At 44.8% G+C, this 24,073-nt stretch carries 21 protein-coding genes; 5 read left to right on the forward strand and 16 right to left on the reverse strand.

Annotated elements, in window-relative coordinates:
• Positions 1-238: 238 nt before the first annotated feature.
• From V6C11_RS17195 to V6C11_RS17260, 14 genes are all read right to left on the reverse strand, one after another.
• Positions 239-1,594: a sigma-54 interaction domain-containing protein gene (locus tag V6C11_RS17195; protein WP_333532421.1), complete on the reverse strand. Its 1,356-nt coding sequence runs from the start codon at positions 1,592-1,594 to the stop codon at positions 239-241.
• Positions 1,595-2,051: 457 nt separating this feature from the next.
• Positions 2,052-3,656, reverse strand: coding sequence for a peptide chain release factor 3 (locus V6C11_RS17200; protein WP_333532422.1), 1,605 nt, complete (start codon positions 3,654-3,656; stop codon positions 2,052-2,054).
• 196 nt (positions 3,657-3,852) lie between these two features.
• Positions 3,853-4,254 carry a hypothetical protein gene (locus V6C11_RS17205; RefSeq protein ID WP_333532423.1) on the reverse strand — a complete coding sequence of 134 codons (402 nt, stop codon included), beginning with the start codon at positions 4,252-4,254 and terminating at the stop codon, positions 3,853-3,855.
• Positions 4,255-4,407: 153 nt separating this feature from the next.
• Positions 4,408-5,421 (reverse strand): aminopeptidase, encoded by a 1,014-nt coding sequence (locus V6C11_RS17210; RefSeq protein WP_333532530.1) that lies wholly within the window; start codon positions 5,419-5,421, stop codon positions 4,408-4,410.
• A 17-nt stretch (positions 5,422-5,438) separates the two neighbouring features.
• The gene (locus tag V6C11_RS17215) at positions 5,439-6,548 is read right to left on the reverse strand and encodes a DUF917 domain-containing protein (protein ID WP_333532424.1); all 1,110 of its coding nucleotides are present in this window, start codon (positions 6,546-6,548) and stop codon (positions 5,439-5,441) included.
• 15 nt (positions 6,549-6,563) lie between these two features.
• On the reverse strand, positions 6,564-7,607 hold the full coding sequence (locus tag V6C11_RS17220; RefSeq protein WP_333532425.1) for an aminopeptidase: 1,044 nt from the start codon (positions 7,605-7,607) through the stop codon (positions 6,564-6,566).
• Positions 7,608-7,754: 147 nt separating this feature from the next.
• Complete coding sequence (locus tag V6C11_RS17225) at positions 7,755-8,723, reverse strand: ABC transporter ATP-binding protein (protein WP_333532426.1); 969 nt, start codon at positions 8,721-8,723, stop codon at positions 7,755-7,757.
• Positions 8,724-9,698, reverse strand: coding sequence for an ABC transporter ATP-binding protein (locus V6C11_RS17230; protein ID WP_333532427.1), 975 nt, complete (start codon positions 9,696-9,698; stop codon positions 8,724-8,726). It lies immediately after the preceding gene.
• A 13-nt stretch (positions 9,699-9,711) separates the two neighbouring features.
• The gene (gene nikC / locus V6C11_RS17235; RefSeq protein WP_333532428.1) at positions 9,712-10,599 is read right to left on the reverse strand and encodes a nickel transporter permease; all 888 of its coding nucleotides are present in this window, start codon (positions 10,597-10,599) and stop codon (positions 9,712-9,714) included.
• Positions 10,600-10,612: 13 nt separating this feature from the next.
• Entirely contained in the window at positions 10,613-11,623 is a 1,011-nt protein-coding gene (locus tag V6C11_RS17240) for an ABC transporter permease (protein ID WP_333532429.1), read from the reverse strand.
• Between the two features lie 66 nt (positions 11,624-11,689).
• Complete coding sequence (locus tag V6C11_RS17245) at positions 11,690-13,273, reverse strand: ABC transporter substrate-binding protein (RefSeq protein WP_333532430.1); 1,584 nt, start codon at positions 13,271-13,273, stop codon at positions 11,690-11,692.
• Positions 13,274-13,492: 219 nt separating this feature from the next.
• Positions 13,493-14,632 carry a PucR family transcriptional regulator gene (locus V6C11_RS17250; RefSeq protein ID WP_333532431.1) on the reverse strand — a complete coding sequence of 380 codons (1,140 nt, stop codon included), beginning with the start codon at positions 14,630-14,632 and terminating at the stop codon, positions 13,493-13,495.
• Positions 14,633-14,744: 112 nt separating this feature from the next.
• Positions 14,745-15,302, reverse strand: coding sequence for a nitroreductase family protein (locus V6C11_RS17255; RefSeq protein ID WP_333532432.1), 558 nt, complete (start codon positions 15,300-15,302; stop codon positions 14,745-14,747).
• Positions 15,299-15,646: a putative signal transducing protein gene (locus V6C11_RS17260; protein WP_333532433.1), complete on the reverse strand. Its 348-nt coding sequence runs from the start codon at positions 15,644-15,646 to the stop codon at positions 15,299-15,301. The genes V6C11_RS17255 and V6C11_RS17260 overlap by 4 nt, the downstream gene beginning before the upstream one ends.
• Before the next feature lie 237 nt (positions 15,647-15,883).
• On the opposite strand from V6C11_RS17260, the gene V6C11_RS17265 reads away from it, so the two are divergent.
• Together V6C11_RS17265 and V6C11_RS17270 are read left to right on the forward strand one after the other, a co-directional pair.
• Positions 15,884-17,257 carry an MATE family efflux transporter gene (locus V6C11_RS17265; RefSeq protein ID WP_333532435.1) on the forward strand — a complete coding sequence of 458 codons (1,374 nt, stop codon included), beginning with the start codon at positions 15,884-15,886 and terminating at the stop codon, positions 17,255-17,257.
• Positions 17,244-18,197: an RluA family pseudouridine synthase gene (locus tag V6C11_RS17270; protein ID WP_333532436.1), complete on the forward strand. Its 954-nt coding sequence runs from the start codon at positions 17,244-17,246 to the stop codon at positions 18,195-18,197. Before V6C11_RS17265 ends, V6C11_RS17270 begins: the two co-directional genes overlap by 14 nt.
• A gap of 202 nt (positions 18,198-18,399) precedes the next feature.
• Here V6C11_RS17270 and V6C11_RS17275 read toward each other — a convergent pair whose 3' ends face one another.
• Positions 18,400-19,734, reverse strand: coding sequence for an aminotransferase-like domain-containing protein (locus tag V6C11_RS17275; protein ID WP_333532437.1), 1,335 nt, complete (start codon positions 19,732-19,734; stop codon positions 18,400-18,402).
• Positions 19,735-20,398: 664 nt separating this feature from the next.
• Here V6C11_RS17275 and dsrA point away from each other — a divergent pair.
• The 3 genes from dsrA to V6C11_RS17290 all read left to right on the forward strand — a co-directional run bounded on the left by dsrA (position 20,399) and on the right by V6C11_RS17290 (position 23,003).
• A complete protein-coding gene (gene dsrA, locus V6C11_RS17280; protein ID WP_333532438.1) occupies positions 20,399-21,595 on the forward strand; it encodes a dissimilatory-type sulfite reductase subunit alpha in 1,197 nt (398 codons plus the stop codon).
• Positions 21,596-21,655: 60 nt separating this feature from the next.
• Positions 21,656-22,720 carry a dissimilatory-type sulfite reductase subunit beta gene (gene dsrB / locus V6C11_RS17285; protein WP_333532439.1) on the forward strand — a complete coding sequence of 355 codons (1,065 nt, stop codon included), beginning with the start codon at positions 21,656-21,658 and terminating at the stop codon, positions 22,718-22,720.
• A gap of 67 nt (positions 22,721-22,787) precedes the next feature.
• Entirely contained in the window at positions 22,788-23,003 is a 216-nt protein-coding gene (locus V6C11_RS17290) for a hypothetical protein (RefSeq protein WP_333532440.1), read from the forward strand.
• A gap of 115 nt (positions 23,004-23,118) precedes the next feature.
• Here V6C11_RS17290 and V6C11_RS17295 read toward each other — a convergent pair whose 3' ends face one another.
• Complete coding sequence (locus V6C11_RS17295; protein WP_333532441.1) at positions 23,119-23,886, reverse strand: alpha/beta fold hydrolase; 768 nt, start codon at positions 23,884-23,886, stop codon at positions 23,119-23,121.
• Between the last annotated feature and the right edge of the window lie 187 nt (positions 23,887-24,073).

The raw sequence follows: 24,073 nt of genomic DNA on the forward strand, positions 1-24,073 counted from the left end.
TTTTTTGTGCCCGAAATCGTGCATCCCTAAAATTATGAAGGAATCGCAAGAAATCAGAAGGAATTTAACACTATGTTTGCAAAACCAAATGTCCGTCAATTCAGAATATTTATTTAGATATTCTTATTTTTGCAAAGGAAAAGTACCCTTGCTTCGATTCAGACAGCATTCTTAATTTTGGGAATATTCTTATTATTGAGAAGCGAGGGGTTCGCCTATCATAAAAAAAGTCTCACCCCTAGGAGGTGAAACCATTTTTAATACCATGTTTTTTCATTTTTCTATAGAGGGAGGAAAGGTGTATCCCTAAGAGTCCGGCAGCAGCAATACGGTCATCTTTTACACTGCTTAATGTATCTAAAATAATTCTTTTTTCCGTTTGATTGATCAGCTCGTCTAACGTGAGGTTTTTCGGTTGGATCGCATGACGTTTTTTAACCTTTAAAGAAAGAGGCAAATGATCCACCGCTATGGTTTTATCCTCTGCCAATATAAAAATTCTTTCCAAGGTATTTTCCAGTTCCCTAATGTTTCCAGGCCAGTGGTGTTTTACAAGCAGCAACATGGCTTCTTTCGTAAAGCCCGCCACACTGCACTTTAGTTTTTGATTCAGTTTACCGATAAAATAATTCACCAAAAGAGGGATATCCTCCTGACGTTCACGCAGGGAAGGTAATTTTAAAGAAATTACATTTAATCGATAATAAAGATCCTCACGAAAAGTCCCCTGCTTTACCATGTCTTCGAGATTACGGTTGGTTGCTGTAATAACCCGCACATCGATCCTTACGGTTCGGATACCTCCTACCCTTTCGATTTCTCTTTCTTGTAATACATTAAGCAGTTTAGATTGCATCGTTAAGGGCAATTCGCCGATTTCATCCAGAAAAATTGTCCCACCCTGGGCCAATTCAAATTTTCCCTGCTTACCACCCTTTTTAGCTCCGGTAAAGGCCCCTTCAACATAGCCAAATAACTCTGTCTCCAGCAGGTTTTCCGGTACAGCCGCACAATTTACCCGTACAAAGGGATGACTTGACCTGTAACTGGCGTTATGAATGGCCTGGGCAAACAACTCCTTACCGGTTCCACTCTCCCCGGTTATTAATACCGTTGCATCAGATAAGGCAATCTTTTGGGCTATTCTTTTTATTTTTTTAATTGCACCGCTTTCCCCGATCAGATCGCAAAAGGTGTATTTTGCTTTGTAGAATTTATATAGCTCTTCCTTATAAAATTCCACCTCCCTGGCCAGCTGCTGTAACTTCTTGCCCAGGTTTTTTCCCGAGGGTACATCAACAAAAACTGCCTTGCCCACTGCCCCAATTATCGCACCTTTATTGTTAAATATGGGAAAACGCACCACGATCAGTGTCATATCTTTAACTTCCCAATAATCATATGAAATCGCTTTGCCCGTCTCCAGCACCTGGAGAAGCTTCGTATTGGAATGTATCTCGGTAATATGTTTGCCAATGGTATCTTCTTTTTCTAAGCCTAACGTATCAAGGTAAACGTCACTAATAAAGGTTACAAAACCACCTTTATTTACAGCAATAAAGCCTTCATAGGGGTTATCGATAAGAACCCTCACAAGTTCGGGATTCTCCCGTAATTCCCATTCAACCCTTTTTCGATTATTTAAATTATGAATGGCCGATTACCTCCCCTCAAAAATGCTTTTAGGATCAATTTAATTGAATATTTTGTCTATTTTAAGCAAATTGAAAAATACGGTCGTAAAGAATCGCTCCATGACACTGGGCGAAAAATTGTGGTAATGAGAATGACAACAACAACAAATGAATAAAAGCCGTCTCATGCTTTAACACCAAAGCAGAAGGCGGCTTTTGCTATCATTGACTCAGGCTAGTTGATCCTATCCTGCTCCGCGTGGTGACTGAAAAGCCACAACTTAAAATGAGAATATCAACTTATTGCCCATATATCAACAGTTATTTTCATGCATTTTGCGACAGCGGAACGATTCTTTTTGTCACATTAGAAAACCCTACCGTCATTTCCAACGGCAGGGTTTCCTGATGCCTTTTTTAACCGGCCATGGCGGTTCCTTTGGCAGGAGGATGTTCCAGGTAGGTTACTTGTTTGTTCCGTTCGGCTTCCCAGTTAAAGGCCCATTCGTTGCGGAAAAGGACCACAAAGTTATCATCATCATCCTGTAAAACCATGTTATCCATACTTTTCAAGGATTGGACGGTTAGGTTCTCCCCCACCGCCCATCTGGCTAAGGTAAAGGATAAGTGATCCAGGCTAATATCCACACCATACTCATGGGTCAAACGGTATTCCAGAACATCAAACTGCAGGATGCCTACCGCCCCAATAATCGGTGATTCAAAGCCAATGTCCGGGTTGCGAAATCTTTGAACCGCACCTTCATTGGTAAGCTGCTCAATACCCTTGACAAATTGTTTGCGTTTCATAGCATCTCGGAGGTTTACCCGGGCAAACAGCTCAGGTTGAAACTTGGGGATGGCTTCATAAGAAAAAATACTTTTTTCTGTTAGGGTATCCCCAATACTAAATATACCCGGATCAAAAATACCAATAATATCACCTGGGTAGGCCTCATTGATGGTGGTGGCATCCTGGGCCATAAATTGTTTTGATTGGGCCAGTCGAATGGTCTTACCAGTGGGAACGTGTTTTACGGTCATACCCCGTTGAAAGACCCCTGAGCAAATGCGGATAAAGGCAATTCTGTCCCTGTGGGCCGGGTCCATATTGGCCTGAATTTTAAAGACAAAACCAGAGAATTCCGCTTGTTCAGGTTGGATTAAGCCAACGCTGGATTCCTTTTCATGGGGTGCCGGGGCCATTTTGATAAAGGAGTCTAAAAAGGCCCCTACCCCGAAATTAGTCAGTGCGCTGCCAAAGAAGACGGGTGTTAATTCTCCCCGAGAGACCTGTTCCATATCAAAGGCATCCCCGGCTAAATCTAAAAGTTCCAGGTCTTCCTTTAGTAAATTGTAAACCGATTCACTCATGGACTCGACAATGGCCGGGTCCCCAAGGTCACCAACCTTTGTTGCTACGATCGTACTGCCATGACCGGTGCCAGTAAAGAGTTCTATTTTTGAAGTGGCCCGTTCATAGATGCCCTTAAATTCACTGCCCCGGCCAATGGGCCAGTTCATCGGGTAGGATTTAATATCCAACACCTTTTCCAGCTCATCCAACAGATCCAAAGGCTCTTTACCATGACGGTCCATTTTATTGATAAAGGTGAAAATAGGAATACCGCGCTTGCGGCAAACATGGAACAGTTTTTTGGTTTGTTCCTCTACCCCTTTGGCCGCGTCAATAAGCATCACAGCACTGTCTGCTGCCATTAGGGTTCGGTAGGTATCCTCACTAAAATCCTGGTGACCCGGGGTATCCAAAATATTAATCTTATGATCTTTATAATCAAACTGGAGTACACTGGAGGTTACTGAGATACCCCTCTGCTTTTCTAACTCCATCCAGTCAGACACAGCATGTTGCTTGGATTTTCTTGATTTGACTGTTCCAGCCAAGCGCAGTGCTCCACCGTACAGGAGAAGCTTCTCGGTCATCGTCGTTTTACCGGCGTCAGGGTGAGAGATGATGGCAAAGGTCCTGCGCCTTTGAATTTCTTTTCTTGCTTGATTCATGCGAAATTTTATCCTCCATTTGAACGAGCTCTTTTATTTATGCAGCCATAATACCAACAATAAACTTAATTATACAATAGATAAATGCCCTAGGAAAAGTTTTGTTTATCGTAAACAAAAAGGGGACTCAAGGGGACGGTTCTTTTGTGTCGTTTCAACGACACAAAAGAACCGTCCCCTTGAGTCCCTCCTGCTTCTATTTGTCCTTAATTAAAAAATCTTGTTTGCAAAGCAGCACAGTTACCATGCAAGATATGATTGGACCTAAAATCAATTGCATAAGAACATTCGTGGGTGTCATGTCTACAGCAACCTGAGCAGCAAAAAGCTTATTCCCTGAAATAATGTTACTAAGGGCAAGGATTCCAACGAAAAGAGATCCTAGTATGTATTTTTCTTTATCCTTTAAATAGGATCCGTGCTTGTAGCAATAGAGCATATAGAACCAAGCGTTGAAAAGCACCAACAGCATACCGATGGCTAAAAATAGCAATGATTTATGAGAAAAGTGCAGGCTAGAAACACCTATGGTATTGATGAACCCAAAGAGTGCTGCATGGGCAACTATTTTTTTATTTATAATATCTCTCTTCAGCACCTTCTTTCTATATTACATACATACATTATATATAATTGCCACAAAGTTGTCACTCGCCTGACAGTATATTCTGAAACTTTTTTGCTCAAGTAACCCCGGCCGGACAATAGAAAAACTGCCAATCACTGAGACGACAGTTTTTCTGGTTATTATTTATTTTCCTATAATTAATTCACCATCTAGGTATAGGCGCGGCTTAGGCAAAACAAAATCCTCATGCAGATCCGACTCCGTTAACCCGCCCATATGGGAACTATCCCCCACGGCAATATGAATCGTTCCTTTAATTTTTTCTGCTTCCAACACATTATCGGGCTTTTTAGCCTTGGGATTTGTGCCAATGCCTAGCTCCGCACAATTTCTCCGGTGTTGATAGCCTGCATCCCCGAAGGAGAATAGCTTGGTAAATTCCTCTCCTACTTTGCCGCCACCCTCCAGGGATACCACATAACCATCCTGAAACGCCAGGGTCATATCTTCTGCAAGACCCGGATACCATCCTTTAGGAACTACCAGGGTTCCGTTGGCGGTTCCTTCCAGGGGTGCAATAAAGGCTTCTCCGCCGGGGAGGTTGCCCCATTCCCCTTTAACAGCATAAATGCCAGTGTCCGGTCCGCCTGCCCGATTTTCAATGCTGAAGCGAATATCTGTACCCCATTCCGTCGTAACCCTGGCAATTTTGGCCTTGGTTAATTTTTCAGCAAGGGCCTCGGTTTCCCTGCGTATCTCTTCATAATCCACCGCCATTGGGCCATCTTCTAAGAACATAGCATATTCTATGCCAGGCATACTGGCAATTCTCGCGCCCTTTTGGGATGCCCTTTCACGGGTATTGGTATGGGATAAGGAAAAGCTGGTTAGCAGAAAAACAACGTCATAGTCTAAGAATTTTTCGGCCACCTCCGGGGCAGGCTCCGTAGCATTTTGCCCGGTGGAAGGGAAAACCAGGTAATCTATTTGGTTTTCAGCGAATGCCTCCAGGGCAATATCATACACTGCCCTGGCAAACAGGGATCGGGTGGCTATATCGCTTATCTCAGCATAGCTAAGTTGCCATTGCTCTGGGTTGGGTACATCATTAACAATTAATACCTTTTCCCCAGCCTGTAACCCCATATTAACCTTGAACATCGAAATCACACCGGGTCTAATTTTTTCTATATCCATCACGGTACTCACTCCAACTAGCCAAATTTTTTCTCCACGGGAAGATACTCAATATTATATCCAAAGTGTTTCGGCCCAAAGCACTGGAGTCCCTTTTCGGTGCGCCATTCCTCTGGGGCGGGCAGGGCAAAAACCGAAACATTCATACCCGCTTGATAGTTCGGGTTCGTTACAGGTTCCTTGGTATCTTCACAGACCATGCAAATAAGATCGGGTACCGTTACATCTACTTCCCCATCCCGCCAGGCGATAATATGCTCGTTTTTATACCAAATTTTATAGTTGGAGCCGGCATAGTCCCCGGTTCCTTCCAGGAAAGTCTCTCCCACGGTAAAACCATCGATGGTATCCCAACCAAAATCCCTCACCGTTCCTTTAAATAACAGATAACCCTTGCCTGCCTGACACAGAGCTTCGGCTAGATCCTTGTTTTCCTCTTTGGCTTCTCGATAGGCTTGGCCTATCTTTAATGCATAGGTAATGGCCCCTGGAATGACAGCCTTTCTCAAGTCTTTAGCCAAGGCCGGGTGATCCACCACACCGATGGAGTTTTTGCTGACCACTGCCATGGCCCTTACTAAGGCTTCCGCCCGCAGGTCATTAACAACTTCCTTGAGGATCACAACATCCCCAAACTCATTGGCCACAGCCATGGGGGCGATGGGTAAATCATTAATATAGTAGGTTGAGTGCTGTAGCTCCGGCACCGAGCGGCCGGCCGGATCTGCATCGATGATGTATTTACCGGTCAGTGCTCCCACATAAAAGGCCTTGGCCGTATTGCCGCCGCCCAATTCAGTGGATATTACGCCATAAAACTCCCTGCCCATGTATTCTTCCATGGCCCGGAAGGCCCGAACCGAAGATTCCTCTTCCAGCACCGGCAGCCCGGCATATTTTCTTTCTTCTTCTTCCGTTAGCGGAGATATGGCCCCACACATATAGGGTGTGGCTATATAGGCATCATCCGGCACTTCATTGAGATCAACCAGAATAAATTCCTTGCCCTTAGCCAAGGCATCATCAATCATGGCCAAGCCTTCCTCCAGGGCGCCACCGCCACCGGTACCCAGAATGGTGCAACCATATAAAATATCATACAGATCCTGTTTCGTTAACTTTTTCATGCAGCATCACCTCTATTATTTTTTGATCCGATCCGCCAATTCTTTTAGTTCTGGATCGATTAAGACACCCTTGTCCATAATTTGTTCGCCATCCAGCCAAACGGACGAATTCAAACAAATACCGTCACAGTGGGATTTGGCATCAATACCATCTGGCGGACCATCTTCAGCACTGAGATAACCCAAACCCCATTCTGTGCAGCCCCAGACCCTTTCATCTTCGAGAATATTGCCGGTCAGTTTTGCCCCAGGGTTAAAGCCGTAACAACCATGGGCCACCCGAAACATATTGGGGTCATCAAAACTCTCCAGCCAGGCTTTAAATTCCATTGCCTGTGGCCCGCCACTGATATCGGTAACCATGCCCTTTTCTACCTTTAGCACCACTGGCTCCTTTAATAAGCCGCAAGGAGGAACCAGTGAGCCGTCAAAGACCAAGGTACCGTTAATGCTATCAAAATCCGGGAAGAAGGAAATTTGTCCGCCCAGCATATGTACCCCTGGCTGTGAAACATCCCCATCATCACAAATGATGTTTCTGGTAGGCAAAAACTCAAATGCCAGATCCATTCCCGCCGGAGTGGTAATACGCATCTTTTTAGCCTGAGCACTCCGCTCCGTCACCCTATGCTGAAATACGGACAAAGCCTTGGCATCCACTCTGCCAATAACTCTCACCATCATGTCAACATCCATGCCTACCAGACAGATATAGCGCAGTCTTTTGTTTTTTTCCATGGCTATCTCAAAGGGACTGGAGTACAGCAACCATTGGTTGTTAAACTCCACCCAGGCATCGGCATGGCTTAGGGCCCCTGCCAATGCTTCCACCGGCAACAAAGGGTCCGCTGCCTTACCAACACCCTGAGGTGCCGGCAGCCAAATAACCATTGGTTTTGCCCCCAGGGCAAAGGCACTGCTGGCTGCAGCATTGACCACCCTTTCGTCTGACTCTGTGTCCGCCGTAATAACAATGGTCTCGCCGTTCTTAAGTTGAAACATATCCCTCATCAAGACATCCGCTGCCCTCTGCAACTCGTATCCGTATAATTTTGTCATTCCTTTGCCTCCGTTTCTGATCATTCTAATCGGCTTTCGACTCAGGGGGACGGTTCTTTTGAGTCTCTGGGCTTAAGACACTTGGGGTTGCTGACTCAAGAGAACCGTCCCCTTGAGTCTAGAATCTACATAGCCAACGACTAACCACTAACCACCAAAATGACATGCCGCCTGATGCCCCTCGCCAACCATCTTCAATTCAGGTTCCTTAACCCTGCAGACTTCCATGACTTCGGGACACCTGGTATGGAAGCGGCAGCCAGTGGGGGGATTAATGGCACTGGGGACATTCTCGTCCAAGGTCACCAGCGAATCGATCCCCTCGGTATCAATATCCGGGATAGCCGCAAACAATGCCTTGGTATAGGGGTGGGCCGGGTGGTTAAATACCTCCTCGGAGGTGCCATACTCCACCAATTTGCCCAGATACATGACAGCAATTTTATCAGACATGTAGTTAACTACACTTAAATCATGGGAAATCAAGATATAGGTTAGACCAAATTTCTCCTTAATGTCCTTTAAAAGATCAAGAATTTGTGCCTGGGACAAGACATCAATGGAGGAGGTGGGCTCATCGAGCACAATAAACTTTGGCTTTAAAGCCAGGGCCCGGGCAATGGCGATCCTTTGTCTTTGGCCGCCGCTAAATTCGTGGGGGTACCGATAGACACCTTCTTTGGGCAAACCCACCATGGCCAAAAGCTCGGCCACCTTTTCAGCCACTTCTTCGGCGGTGGGGTTGCCATGCACCTTGAGGGGTTCTCCCACAATGTCCCGGATCAAAAGTCTGGGGTTTAAGGACCAAAAGGGGTCTTGAAAGACAATCTGCAAATGTTCCCTGATTTCCCTTAATTCCCTCTGGTTTAACTGATAGATATCCTTGCCCTCGAACAAAACCTCACCGGCGGTCGGTTCTGCCAATCTTAACAGCACACTAACCAGGGTGGTTTTGCCGCAGCCCGACTCCCCTACCAAACCCAACACTTCCCCCTTGTGCAGTTCAAAGCTTACCCCATCCACAGCCTTGACCCAGGCCACTGGCTTGGACAAAAAACCACCCCTAAGGGGAAAATGCTTTTTCAGATCCTTTACCAATAAAAGAGGCGTACTCATTTATCGCTCACCCCTTTCTCCACCAAGATGGCAGGCAGCAAAATGGGTGCCACCCAGCAATTTTAGAGCGGGGCTTGCACTGCTGCATGGCTCCTGCCTTTTTAAGCACCTGGAGAAATAAGCACATCCCCCATTCCTAACCGCTTCACCAAAGGCCACCAATTTTTTTAGGTCAATTTTTTCTTGCTTATTCTTTGGTATGGCCCTAAGAAACGCAGTGGTATAGGGATGTACAGGGTCTCGCAAAACTTCCCTTACGGTGCCCTTTTCCACAATTCTCCCTTCGTGCAAGATGGCCACCTGCTGACAGACCGCAGAGATAAGGCCGGGGTTATTGGCAATAAACAATACGGATACTTTTAAATCCCTTTGCAGTTCAGCAATCAGTTTTAAAATGCCAGCTTGAATCGTAACATCTAAATTTCTGGTTGGTTCATCCGCAATCAGCAGCTCTGCGCCACAGGAAAGGGCGATGGCAATAATAATCCGCTGACGTTGGCCGCCGCTTAGTTCATGGGGGTATTTCTGAATGATGTTTTTGGCGTCTGGCAGCTTTACCAGATCGATCGTCTCCAAAGCGATCCTTTCAGCTTCCCTTTTTGAAGTCCCCCGATTGTATTGAATCACCTGACGCAGCTGCTCACCCACAGTGAAAACCGGATTTAAGGTGGACATGGGATCTTGAAAAATCATGGAGATCCTTTTACCACGATAAAGCCTCATTGCTTGCTCTGTTTTTGTTAGGAGATTCTCCCCGGCAAAAATAATCTGGCCGCTTTCCACCACTGAGGGAGGCATGGCCAGCAGTCTAAGAATGGTTAAAGCAAGCACTGTTTTGCCAGCACCGCTCTCACCAATAAGGCCGTAGGCCTCCCCTTTATTAATGGCTAGATGTTCAATATCCAAGGCCCTTTTATATCCCTCAAAGGTTTTAAAACCCACCTTGAGGTCTTTAATTTCAAAGTAATGATTCATTTATTCCCCACTCCTAAAGCTTTCGGGTTTTTGGATCCATTATTTCCCTTAACCCGTCTCCCAGCAGGTTAAATACTAAAACCGTAACGAAGATGGCCAGGCCTGGGAAAATACTGTACCACCAGGCATTTAAAAAGTAGTTTCGACTGGTACTCACCATCAAACCCCAGTCAGGGGTCGGCGGCTGCGCCCCCAGGCCTAAGAAACTCAAGGAAGCAATGGTTAAAATCACGCCGCCAATATCCATGGAGGCCTGAACAATCACCGGTGAAATACAGTTTGGTACAATATGCTGAAAAACAATTTTAAAGGGCGGCGTACCAATGGCCCGGGCAGCCTTCACAAATTGCCTTTCCCGGATGGAAACTGCTTGACCACGAATGAGCCTGGTATACCAGGGCCACCAGGATAGGGCAATGGCCAACATGGCATTTTGCAGACTGGGGCCCATGAAGGCCGCAATGGTAATGGCCAAAAGCAAGGGCGGAAAACTAAGAAAAACATCGGTAACCCGCATGATCAGTTCATCAACAAACCCACCAAAATACCCGGCTATGGCACCCAAGGGAATGCCAATGAGCAAAGCCAGCCCAACAGCCAACAGGGCAGTTTGCAGGGAGATCCTGGTACCATACAAAACACGGCTAAAGATATCCCGGCCCAATTCATCTGTGCCAAAAAAATATTGGGCAGAGGGTGCCAGAAGTTTATCCTGGGGGTTGGTCTCTACGCTAATATGTTGGGGATAGGGTACGATTAATGGTGCCACTAATGCGATGACAATTAGGGCCAACACAATCAACAGGGATAACCTGGTAAGCCTATTTCTATTTAATAGATATAAAGAAAATCTCATTTCCTTAATCCTTGGTTTTAAAGCTTTTCCAATCGCTAAAGACATTGTTTCACCCCTTTTACGTGCGAACCCTTGGATCGAAGGCAATAATTATGTCAGCAACCAAATTTAAGATAACGTAAGCAACGGCCGAAAAGATCGTGACACCCATGATGGCCGGATAATCCAAACTGATCACAGCAGAAGAAATATAGCTGCCAATCCCTGGCCAGCTAAAAATGGCTTCAATTAAAAAGGTGTTCACCAGGGTATAGCCAATGGACAGTGTAACCACTGTAACCGTGGGACCAAGGGAATTTTTTAAGGCATATTTCCATAAAACTAAACGCTCTGGCAAACCGTAGGATCTGGCGGCACTGATATAGTCTTCGTTAAGAATCTCCAACAAAGCGGAACGTGTCATCCGAGCCACCAGCCCCAAGGGATATAGGGCAATGGTGATACCGGGTAAAATCATATGAATTAAGACATCTTGTAGAATAACAAAGTTACCGGTAATTAAACTGTCAAAAAGCAAAAAGCCTGTGATATTCGGAATCTCATACAACAGTTTAATATCCATGCTTAACTGATCACCCAGAGGCAGCAGACCTAGATAGCGGTAAAACAATAACTGTAAGAAAAGGCCCACCCAGAAGGTGGGAAGTGATACCGCCCCCACTGAAAAGATCCGGCTAAAGTGATCCACCATCTGATCCTTTCGCTTGGCAGAAAGCACACCCAGTGGAATACCAAGGAAAACCGCAATCATCGTTGATAGGACAACCAGCTCAATGGTGGCCGGCAGATAGGACTTTAACTCCTCTGCCACCGGTTGGTGGCTGCGCAGGGATTTGCCGAAATCCCCCTGGCTAAGATCCACCACATACTTGCCAAACTGCACGTATAAGGGCTGATCCAAGCCTAACTCTACCCTGGCTACTTCAATTTGCTGGGGGGTGGCCCGTGGTCCCACCCATTTTGCTGCGGGGTCCGATGGAATGACTCGGGTAATAAAAAAGGTTACTGTAATAACACCTAACAAAACCAAAACACCTAAACCCAGTCTTTTAAGTAAAAATGAACGCACCTCGCTGCCCTCCTTTGGAAAAACGAAAGTGTAAGGGGCTATTCAATAGCCCCTTGTTCGTGGTATTTATTCACGGTAGGTATCATAGAAGAAAATGGTATTGGGGTAGGCTGCATTGCTCTTAAGCCCTTTAAACTGCTTGTTAAAGACCCAAACATATTGTTTATCGTAGGCAAAAACGGACGGAACATCTTCAATGAGCATTTGTTGGGCATCAATATACATTTTCTCTGCAGCCGCTCTATCAATACCACTCTTGGCATTGGCATCATCAATTAACTGATCGAATTTGTCATTTTTATAGTAGTTCAGGTTAAATAAAACTTCCTCTTCGGAATGGAAGAGGCTATACAGCCAACTGTAGGGACTGGCATAATCCACCCACCAGTACATACCTAGAATGTCTTGTCTATTCTTGGGATCTTTGCTCTTAGCCATTTCCCACTGACTATCCCAGGGCATACCCCTTACTTCCAGGTCAATATTAAGTTTGGCTAGTTCTGCTTTATAAAGCTCGGCCGCCTTCTTTTCTGCCTCATCCCCGGACATATAAGTCAAAAGCAGTTTGAAGCCGCCATTGGGGAGACCGGCCTGGGCCAATAGCTCTTTGGCTTTATTAAGGTCATACTTGTACTGAAACAGGTTTTCCCCATGTCCCCAATGACCGTAAGGGATCGGTCCCTTGGCCTGGGTAGCATAACTTCCCATGGCATATTTGACCACATCTTCATAGGGGAAAGCATAGGAAAGTGCTTGTCTTACCAGCTTATTGTTAAGGGGTTCCTTTTCCGTATTAAAACAGAAGAACAGGTTTTGGAAAGACGGGGCATCCATAATTTGCACATTGGCATTGTTTTTCAGAGCTTCCACATCTTCATAGGGCAGCTCAATGGTTACATCTGCTTCGCCCTTTTCCACTAACTGACGACGGGAAGAAGTCTCAGGTACTTTTTTAATAATTACTTTGTCGAAATGGTTACCTTCCCAACCTTGCCAATACGCATCAAACTTGGTTAGTACCACTTCTTCACCCATCTTGGTGCTTTGCAATTTATAAGGGCCGGTGCCTGCTTCATTGCCTTGGGAGAACCAATCCTCTGGCTGTTCCGCCACCTTGGGAGACATGATAAATGCTGCATAGCCGCAGCTGGCGATTAAATCTAAGGGTGCTGGGTAACTAAGTTTGAACTCTACGGTATAGTCATCCTTAATATTTATTTCCTGGACAGCATCCCAGATGTAGGCAGCACCTTGGTTTAGTTCCTTCGTTCTTTCAATGGAAAACTTAACGGCATCTGCTTTCATTTCTGTACCATCATGGAACTTAACACCTTTTCTAAGCTTGAAAACCCAGGTCAAGCCATCCTCGGACTTGGTGTATTCCTCGGCTAAAACAGGAGTAACCTTGTTCTCCATGGGGTCAAACCTTAGCAAAGGTTCGTAAATATTGTTCATCACCACAATACCATTGGAAAATTCCACACTGGGGTCCCAGTCCAATACTGGTTCACTGTTAAAGGCATAATAGGCAATTTTAGCCTTCTGGGCTCCCGAATCAGCCTTATTGCCGCCACCACAACCAGTAATCACGGTTAGGGCAAAAATGGCAAAAATTATCAATACTATAATCCTTGTTTTGTTCTTATTCACAATTCCACCTCCGTACCTTTTCTAGTCTCAGAACCAACCCCTAACCGATGTCACCCCCAATATTAACCTGGGTTCTGATCCTGTTTTTACATCATCCGCATGAATATGTACATCTTCTTATACATATACGACCACTTAGGTATATTTCGACAATATGATTCTGCAACCTTTGTCGAAAGTACAAAATGAAAAGCACTTGTTTTGTACAATAAACAAGTGCTATCGCATCTTATGAATTTTAACCGCCACCGCAAGCTGTTCGTAAAAACTACCTTCCAGACCTTCCATATTCAATATCTCTTTGATCTTTGTTAAACGATAGCGAATGGTATTCTTATGCTGAAAAAGCTCCTGGGCTGTCTTATTAACATCCCCATCATTTTCAATATAGGAGAGGGCTGTCTTAAATAAATTGGTATTGCTCTTACTGTCGTACTCCTGCAGGGGTAAGATCATCTCATCATGAAACTCCTTGACCTCCGGAGCTTCCTTAACAACCGATAAAATTCTATAGACGCCTAAGTCCTTATAATTCGTGATTTTCTGGCCGAGAACCTTCTCACCTAAGCTATTGGCATGAAGAGCTTCTTTAATGCATATACCCAGACTTTCCAGTCCCCGATAATGTCTGCTTATACCCAGGTTAAATTCCTTCACATAGCCCTCGATGGTTTGACTTAGGTAGTTTTGTTCTTTGATCAAATGGCTATGCTCCAGCTGTTTGGGTGTACTGATCAGTATTAGAATACCATCCTTATAAGAAAGCAGTGACCAGCCCGGCAGTTCCTTAAAACTTTCCCTTAGCTTCGAAGTAAGTCTGCAAATTCCTTTTTTCCCGGTACAATAAACGGCTGCAACATACTCCTGGAATTTAGGATTAATCTGCCGGGCTAAACCTCTGAGGTTATGTATATCCTTCTCCAATAAAAGTTTATCCACTTGCATTTCGATAATGATATTCTCTTTGTTTTGGATAATTAAATCCATAATTTCAGTAATGATTTCTGCATAGGGCAAGTCCCTGGAAACCATTAAGATTGGATACCTTTTTCGATCCGCCATGACCTTAATTTCCTCGGGCAAATCCGTCATGTACAGGTCAAGCACACAAAGACCACTGGAACCGGATTCGATCAAAGTCTTGACCGTCATGGCCAGGCATGCCGGATCATCCTTAACCGCATAAAAGCTTGTTAAAAAGAAATCCCCTTCCCTCAACAATCCTTTATAATCTTCACAGTCAGGACATTCGACCACACTGACCCTCTTAATAAGCTTGTCAAAACCCCTTTGCCCCGCGATTATTTGTGCGTCTTTAAGAACATCCAAGGTCAAGGCATCGCGTATGCTTACTCCCATCGTCTTATCTCCGTTTCCATGGCTGTGTCAAAATATGATAGCTGTGGCTTAATCGCCTTGGGCTTTGGGCCTTTTGTCGTTATGCCTGATGGTCTTCCCATGGCCCAAAAGTTTAGATGTGAAAAATCAAAGCTGGCTTGCGTTTGGCGGGAGGGATCTCTGCCTTTGGGTAACCGATGATTAGGGGGCAGACGACCTGATAGCTTTTCGGTACATTGTATTTTGCTTTAAACGCTTCGGTATCACAAATATTTTCTGCATTACCAATCCAGCAGGTGCCTAAGCCGTAGTTTTTTGCCGCCAGCATGATATTGCCTGCGGCAAGGGAAGCGTCATAAATATACCAATGGGAACGGCTATCTCCATAAATAATCAACAAACAGGGGGCATTGTAAAACATATTATAGTTTTCCTTGGACATCATGGTTTGGTACTGCTTCATGTGGGGGTAATGTTCCAGGTTGGCCAACCAATGCTCTCTGGATAAATCAGAGATTTTCTTTAGCTCCACTTGATCACGAATTACCACAAAGCCCCAGGGTTGATTACCGGAACCGGTGGCGGCCCTGGTCCCAAGGGTAATTAATTCTTGCAAAACCTCCGTTGGTACAGGCTGATCCTTAAAGGAACGGCTACTCCTTCGCTGCTTGATGCATTCAATTACATTCACGGTGCTAGCTCCTCAAGTAGTCTTTTAGCATCCGGGACATCCTCTTCCCTTACCTGTATCTGGACAGGCCCGGATATGGGGTTAAAACCTATATTTCCGGCACCAAATAAGCCTTGGAGAGATTCGCCCTTGGCAAAGTATGGAATGCCGGAACTTTCCAAAAGAGATTTAGCTATGGCAATAAGTCCCAGGTCCATCGAAGAAAACACCGTGTATAATTTACCGGGTTTTATGATGACAATCCGATCTTGCTCTTCCCTTACTTCCTCCACCAATGGTATCTTACAATCAGCACAATGGGAAAAACCCTCTCTATATTCACATTTACAGTTCGGGCAGATCATGACAACACCCCCAAATGCTTTTATACTATCATTCGCGAAACTCAAACCCTTTCCCTTCAAAAAACAATCGATCATGCTATAATAGTATGTCGTCAAGATTTAGCCGCCAGCTTAAGACCCCTAAGCAAAACATACCCAAAAGCCCAAGGCCCATGGCTCAAGGCTTTCCCCAAGACTCCTAAAAGCGGATGGCTGACGGCTATTTTTTATTAATTAAGGGATAGGTAGAAAGAAAAAATGAGACAGACTTTATCTATCAAAGAAAAAGGCCAACAATTTTTGTCTATTTTATGGCCCATTTTAATTACCCAAATCCTTCTTTCAGCCATGGTGATGGCAGATACCATCATGTCCGGCAATGCCGGGGCCAAGGATCTGGCGGGGGTGGCCATTGGTGCCAGTCTTTGGGTACCCATCTCCACTGGCATCACGGGTATTTTAATCGCCATCACGCCGATTATCGCCCAGTCCGTGGGGGCTGGACGAAAAGAAGGGGTGCCTCTGGCAGTTACCCAAGGAACTTACCTGGCCGTTGCAATTTCTTTGCTCGTCATACTTTGTGGTTCCTTCGTATTGCAGCCGATTTTAAATGCGATGAACCTGGAACCGGCTGTACGGGATATTGCCAGACGCTATTTGATCGGGCTTTCCTTTGGTATTACGCCCATGTTTATCTACACCATCCTGCGCTGTTTTTTTGATGCTCTGGGCCAAACAAGGGTGTCCATGTTTATTACCATTCTCTCTTTACCGATTAATATAACCTTAAACTATTTGCTGATCTTTGGAAAACTGGGTTTTCCCCGTCTGGGTGGAGTTGGTGCGGGTTATGCCACAGCCATCACCTACTGGTGCATTTTACTAATTGCCTTTAATGTAGTGCGTCGGGTAGAACCCTTTGCCAATTACAACATATTTAAAAAATTTCCCGCCCTTTCTCTGACCGCCTGGCAAGAACAGCTCCGGTTAGGTATTCCGATTGGTTTCTCCATCTTTTTTGAGACAAGTGTTTTTTCTGGGGTAACACTGTTAATGAGTCAATATGACACCATTACCATTGCTGCCCACCAAGCTGCCTTGAATTTTTCCTCATTTTTATATATGATGCCCCTTAGCATCGCCATGGCACTGACCATCACGGTTGGTTTTGAAGTGGGTGCCGGGAGATACACCGATGCAAAACAATACAGCCTTTTGGGCTTAGGCATTGCTGTGGGTATGGCTGTTTGTTGTGGTATTGGCCTGCTGCTCTTCGGTGAACAGATTGCCGGTATCTATACCAAGGATGAGGCTGTATTTCAATTGGCCCGGCAATTTTTAGTATATGCCATCTTTTTTCAGCTCTCCGATGCCATTGCCACCCCGGTGCAAGGCATACTCCGGGGCTATAAGGATGTTAATGTTGCCTTTATTGTGGCCTTTGCCTCCTACTGGGTTATCGGACTGCCCCTGGGTCATCTACTGTCCCTTTATACCACCCTGGGACCCTTTGGCTACTGGGTAGGACTGATTGTGGGCCTGGCCATCGGGGCAACTTCTTTACTTTATCGAATGGTTCAGACACAGCAAACGACCACAACGGGGGCGGTGCTCCACCGTGGCAAAAGCTAATTTTTGCCCCGGCAAAAACCGTCCCCGCTGTGGCATTGGGGGTAGATCCTTGGAGGGTGTAAATAATCAGGTTGTTTTTTACGTTGAGGCCAGCCAAACTGGTAAACCGATTCGGGAATTTTTAAAATATAAGGATATTTCGGAAAGGGCCCTCAAAAGGCTGCGCCATAGGGGGGAAATTCTTTGCAATGGGGCACCCGTGACTTGGCGAAAGGTCGTTAACACAGGGGATAAAATTATTTTGATTTATCCTGCACCGGAAGAAAATGAATATCTTACTCCGGAGCCGTTGGCTTTAAATATTATTTATGAGGACACCGATATCGTCTTAGTCAATAAACAGCCGGGGCTTTGTGTTCACCCGACCTTATCACACCCTGCGGGGACCTTAGCCCAAGGCTTGCTTCATCATTGGCTAAGGAAAAATGAACCGGCTTCCTTCCACGCCATCAATCGCATTGACCGCAATACCTCTGGACTGGTGCTGGTTGCCAAAAGCTCCTATAGTGCACAAAAACTTTTTCGGCAAAGACAACGGGGGCAAATATCCCGCTCCTACCTGGCTTTGGTGAACGGCAGGCTGGAAGCCAGCAATCATTACGTGGATCTCCCCTTGGCCAAATGCGAGGGAAAAACAACCAAAAGGCAGGTAGCTGCCCAAGGACAGCGGGCCATTACATCCTTTGAGATACTGGAATATTTCACAGACTGTACGATGCTCCGGTTAAGGCCGGAAACAGGCAGAACCCACCAGATCAGGGTTCATCTTGCCCACCTGGGACACCCCTTACTGGGGGATTCGCTTTACGGCGGACCCACGGACAAAATAGCAAGGCACTGCCTGCATGCAGATCAAATCGCCTTTCTTCAGCCCAGAACCGATGAACAAATGTCCTTTCAAGTACCTTTACCCGAAGATATGCTGCAGGTAACTAAATAAAAGGGGCTACAAAAAACCATCCCGATTAACAGAAACCCGCTTCTAGGATTTCCGGCCTAAAAGCGGGTTTGTCTTCCGTCTGAACGGGCCAGCTTAAACGGACCTGTTATTTTGAGCGCGTACCACTGGTTGTCCTAAAGTTACAGGCTCGCATTACTATTCTAAAAATACAAAGGATGGTACGCTTTGACAAACGGATCGTTCATCGTTTGTTGGCAAAATAGTCGTAAATGTGAAGTATGCCATCGTGTATTTTCTTTTTATCCGTTCTGGAAACACTTATTTTTAATATGTTAATTTCCCTGTCTTTTTCTATGAAATTCTCACGGGTATCTTTGATCATAACCCCTTTTTTGGCCATCACAGGAATGATGTGATTAAAACGAATGCTTTTTTGTGACTCCATCGATAAAAAGAACCCTGTGGGGGGAACATTCACCCTTAATATTTCGGGGTCAAATTTACTGCAGCTATGTTTAAGGAACTGCATGCGTTCCTTATAGGTTCTTTGCAATGATAATTTTGACCTTTCAAATATGCCATTTTTGATAAAAATGTCTAAAGCCCCCTGGGGAAGAATGGATGTATAAATATCCGACCATTGCTTAAATTGTAGAAATGACGCTACTAATGCTGCGGGCAAGACAACGGCAGCCATTCTTAAACCGGGCAGAAGAACTTTTGAAAATGTTTTTAAGTAAATTACCCGGTCGGTGTCGTCAAATGAAAATATGGGAACGTTTTTTCTGTTTGTATCTAAATCAACAAGGTAATCGTCTTCAACGATATACACATCATATTTTTGTGCCAATTTAAGAATGGACTTTTTCACGCTATTGGAGTAACTGTTTCCCAGCGGGTTGTGGAATCTGGGTATGGTATAAAAAAACTTTATCGGTTCTTCTTTAAAAAGCCGCTCTAATTGATTTAAATCAATTCCGTTAAAGGTTTTTTCGATACCGATTGTTCTTATTTTATTCATTTCAAGGTTTTTGATAATCGGTTCATAGGTGGGATTTTCAATTAAAATAGTATCTTTACCGTTTGGGAAATCTAATTTTACTAAAATATCCAATGCTTGTTGTGAACCAGCCGTAATGGCTACGGTCGAAGGCTTACAAAACACTTGATAATCCTGTAATTGCTTGGTCATCGTTTGTATTAGGGAAGGTAATCCCTGGGCATTCCCATAAGATGCCAGGTCTTCCTTATATATTTTCATTGCTTGGTCCTGGCAATGTTGAAACTCTTCAAAAGGGATTAAGTCGATATCCGGTAAAACGGTGGAAAAGTCAATGGTATGCCCCGGCTCCTTTGGTTGCTTGCCATCTTTGGAAACGAGATAATAGCCACTCTTAGGAACAGAATAGACAATATGCTGCTGTTCCAGTTCTTTCAATGCCCTTACAACCGTTCCTGTACTGCATTGAAGCTTGCCGGCCAACTCCCTTACAGAAGGGAGCTTTTGCCCGGTTTTTATTTTTTTACGCTCAACCATATCCTTGATGCATTGTTCAATCATACTGTATTTATTCAATGTTATCACCCGGTTCTGTATTAACACACATGCGCTTTTTCCGTGTTGAGATAAATCCGACCGTTAAATTAAAATATATCCTGTAAAGAGGATAGCGGGGCGGCTGCAGCCTAAGAGGAGTGGGCTCATCCCCCCGGAATTACACTAAAGGATCGAAGTGGTCATTTGATTACCTTCTTTTGAAACGAATTGTTCCGTGATACGGTGTTTATTCAATGTGATTACCCATTCTGTATTAATACACATGAACTTTTTCAGCGTTGAGATACATCTGACGGTTCAATTATACTTTAAGTGTAACAGAAAGTGTGATCTATATTCTAAAAAGCTTCAGCAATCTCTTTAAAAGAAGAAAATTATGTAACATTTTCATTGCCTTGGCAAGCTCGAACAGGTGTAATTTGTGAAAGTGAATTACCTCTTTATAAATAATTTAGTTTTTCCTAATTAGCTAGATTTATGTGTTTATACAAGAACTGTATTGGAAGCTGCAACCGACTTTGCCAATAATTTTAGGATAGATTTTTAACTATCCTTTTTTATACTATCAGAAAGTATAAGATTTTAAGGATGATAGTATAAGAAAAGCTAAGGCTCGCTTGCCTGTGACCTTTAGGGTATGACGCAAGCCAAGCTTTTCTAATAAAAAATGGAGGTGTACTTAATGACAGAACACAAGAAGACTCCTCTCTTGGACGAGCTTGAGAAAGGCCCCTGGCCCAGTTTTGTAAAAGAGATGAAAAGAGCAGCTGCCCACAACATTTCTGCCCAAGATTTACTGGGTCAGTTAGAGCTTTCCTATGAAGAAAAAAGAGCTCACTGGAAGCATGGTGGTCTGGTAGGTGTTATGGGCTATGGTGGCGGCGTAATTGGTCGTTACTCGGACTTACCGGAGCAATTCCCGAATATTGAGCAGTTCCACACCCTGCGTATTAACCATCCCTCCGGTTGGTATTACAACACGAAAGCCCTGCGTCAAGTATGTGATGTGTGGGAAAAGTATGGCTCTGGCCTGACAAATTTACACGGTGCCACGGGTGACATGGTTCTGCTTGGTACCAAAACCGAACACATTCAAACCATCTTTGACGAAGTTTCTAACTTCGAAGAGCATCCGATGGATTTAGGTGGTTCCGGTTCCAACCTGCGGACTCCCAGCTGTTGTGCCGGCCCTGCCCGCTGTGAATTTGCTTTAATCGATGCCACGGATATGTGCCATAACTTCACCAATGAATTTCAGGATTACCTGCACCGTCCAATGTGGCCTTATAAATCAAAAATTAAGATTTCCGGCTGTCCTAACGATTGTGTGGCTTCTATTGCCCGTTCTGATTTCTCCGTTCAAGGTACCTGGAGAGACGATATCAAGATCAACCAAGAGGCTGTTCGTGAATATGTGGCCGGTGGTTTTGATATTGAGGGACTGGTTATTTCCAAGTGCCCCACCAAATGCATGGTTTGGGATGGTAACGAACTGACCATTGACAATGCCAACTGCACCCGTTGCATGCACTGTATCAACAAGATGTGCAAAGCACTGCGTCCTGGCGACGATCGTGGTGCAACCATCTTAGTCGGTGGTAAAGCTCCCATTCTTCAAGGTGCTATGATGGGTTGGGTAATTGTTCCCTTTATGAAAGTTGAGCCTCCTTATGATGAGATTAAGGAATTCTTTGAAACCTGCTGGGAATGGTGGGATGAAAACGGTAAGACCCGTGAGCGTATTGGTGAACTGATCCTTCGCTTGGGTATGCGTAACTTCCTACGGGGTATTGGCAGAGAGCCCATTCCACAAATGGTAACTGCTCCTCGTGCAAACCCCTTCTTCTTCTGGTGGCCTGAAGAAACTGTTCAGGACTAATTTGAATAATATGCAGGCCCATGCTGCATAAAATAATGAGATTGGGAGAGGTGAATTGTTTTGGCACAAGCAAGAACGGACATCGGACCGCCGCTTTATAAAGAGATGTTACCGCCAATTATTAAAGAAAACTATGGTAAATGGCAGTATCACGAAATCCTAAAGCCCGGCGTCCTCGTACACGTATCTGAAACCGGAGCCAAGCTGTATACCGTACGTGCTGGTTCTCCGCGTCTGATTAGTATCTACTTCATTCGCGAAGTCTGCGCGGTAGCGGACAAATATTGCGATGGTTTCTTGAGATTCACCAGCCGTCACAATATTGAGTTCCTGCTCAGCGATGAAACCAAAATTGATCCCCTGATTGCCGAACTGAAAGAAATGGGTATTCCTGTGGGTGGTACCGGTAACTCCATTACCAACATCGTACACACCCAGGGTTGGGTACACTGCCATACCCCTGCTACCGATGCCTCCGGTATCGTTAAAGCCGTAATGGATGAACTGTTTGAGTACTTCACCACCATGAAGCTGCCTGCCAAGATGAGAATCGCCCTGGCTTGCTGTTTGAACATGTGCGGTGCTGTGCACTGCTCTGACATTGCGATCCTGGGTATTCACAGAACCGTACCCAAAATTGACCACGAAAACCTGCACAAACTGTGCGAAATCCCAACCCTGACTGCTAGCTGCCCCACCGCAGCTATCCGTCCCAATCCCAAACTGAAATCAGTTGACATTAAAGCCGAGCGTTGCATGTACTGCGGTAACTGCTACACCATGTGTCCGTCCGTACAAATCATCGACGCTAAGAATGATGCCGTGTCCATCTGGGTTGGTGGTAAGATTTCCAACAGCCGTATTGGTCCCAGATTCTCTCGTTTGGCTATTCCCTTCCTGCCCAACAACCCCCCACGCTGGCCGGAAGTTGTTGACGCAGTTAAGCACCTGGTTGAGATATATGCTGAAAATGCACAACCTGGTGAGCGTATGGCAGAGTGGATCGACCGCATTAGCTGGGAGAAGTTCTTCGAAGTTTCCGGTCTGGAATTTACAGACAAGCACATTGACGACTTTACCCTGGCACAAACTACCTTTCGATCCACCACTCAATTCAAGTGGTAAGAATATAGCTTTTGATACCGACATTTATACCCAACCCAATGGATGCTAGGAAATGGTGGTGTAAATAATGGAAGAAATTAAAGAAAAAATTTTAGCTTACCTCGCAGGAGTTAGCAAAGAAAAACCCCGTGTAGTTGCAGAAAAAATAGGTGTTAAAAAGAAAGAAGTCGATAAGGCTGTGTCCGAATTGGCCAAAGAGGGTAAAATTGAGTACCTTTATATCGGTACCTCTTATATAACCCTAGCCGGTAAAGACCATACACCTGGCGTTGAACACAACTAATTTAACATGCTGTTAAACTCAAAAAGAGCGGACACGTCCGCTCTTTTTAAATTACCTATACAGTATGCCAAATGCATCAAAACCGCCAAGCAATGTCTAGCACGAGGATGAATGGCTACTCAGCACTTTCAGCGAATGACAATATGGCTTGATTAAGCTCCTTTGGCCGTTCCAACATCATCATATGACCAGCCCCGGGGATGATTGTCAACTTAGAGTTAGGTATTTTATCAACTAACCCTTGACTGTATTTTATAGGTGTCATAACATCTTTATCAGCCGCTATGACCAAGGTTGGTACCTGGATCTTCTCCAGCCTGTCTGTGGCATCAAAAAGATTGCAGGCAGTAAAATCCGCATAAAATACGGAGGGGTGGACACGCTCCAGTTCCTCCTTGGCCTGTTGCAGGGTAGTCGGGTGGATATCGGTACTATACATAAAATTCTCCAAGCCCGGAAAGTATTCATTGTTTTTATAGGTTTCCAATAACTTTGGCATGACCCGAAGCCGGGAACCAGTTCCCACTAGGATTAAGCCTGCCAATCGCTCAGGATGGTTAAAGGCAAAATCCATAGCGATGGCCCCTCCCATGGAATGTCCCACTAGAAAGAAGGGCGAATCCATAACTATATCAGAAAAATCTTTGATGAATTTACTGTAAGCCTCAATTCGATCCAGCGCATGCCCCTCGGACAGCCCATGCCCCGGTAGATCCACCGCCATGGCCAAACAATCCTTGCCCAGGTGGGCCAGTTGAAAACGCCAGTGCCGGTGGCTCCCCCCGGCCCCGTGTACAAAAAGCACCGCTTGTTGGGGCCGCTCAGTGGCAGGTGTACTTCTTTGATAGTGACATGGCAGCGAGTTCACAGTGACAAAGGTCATTGTCAAAACCCCCTTTAGGATAAAACTTTCACTTGAATATCTGCAGAAAATTTTTATAATAATATTTACAATATTCTAACATACTTTCGTCCATTACTTGTCAAAATAATCCAAAAAATAGGTTATTTCCATACTCATTGCATGGCTAACAAAAGCATTCCAAATTTCTTAAATAAAATTTTTTAAC

It is taken from the genome of Desulfotomaculum sp. 1211_IL3151 (genome assembly GCF_036763075.1).
Classification (GTDB): Bacteria; Bacillota; Desulfotomaculia; order Desulfotomaculales; family Desulfotomaculaceae; genus Desulfotomaculum.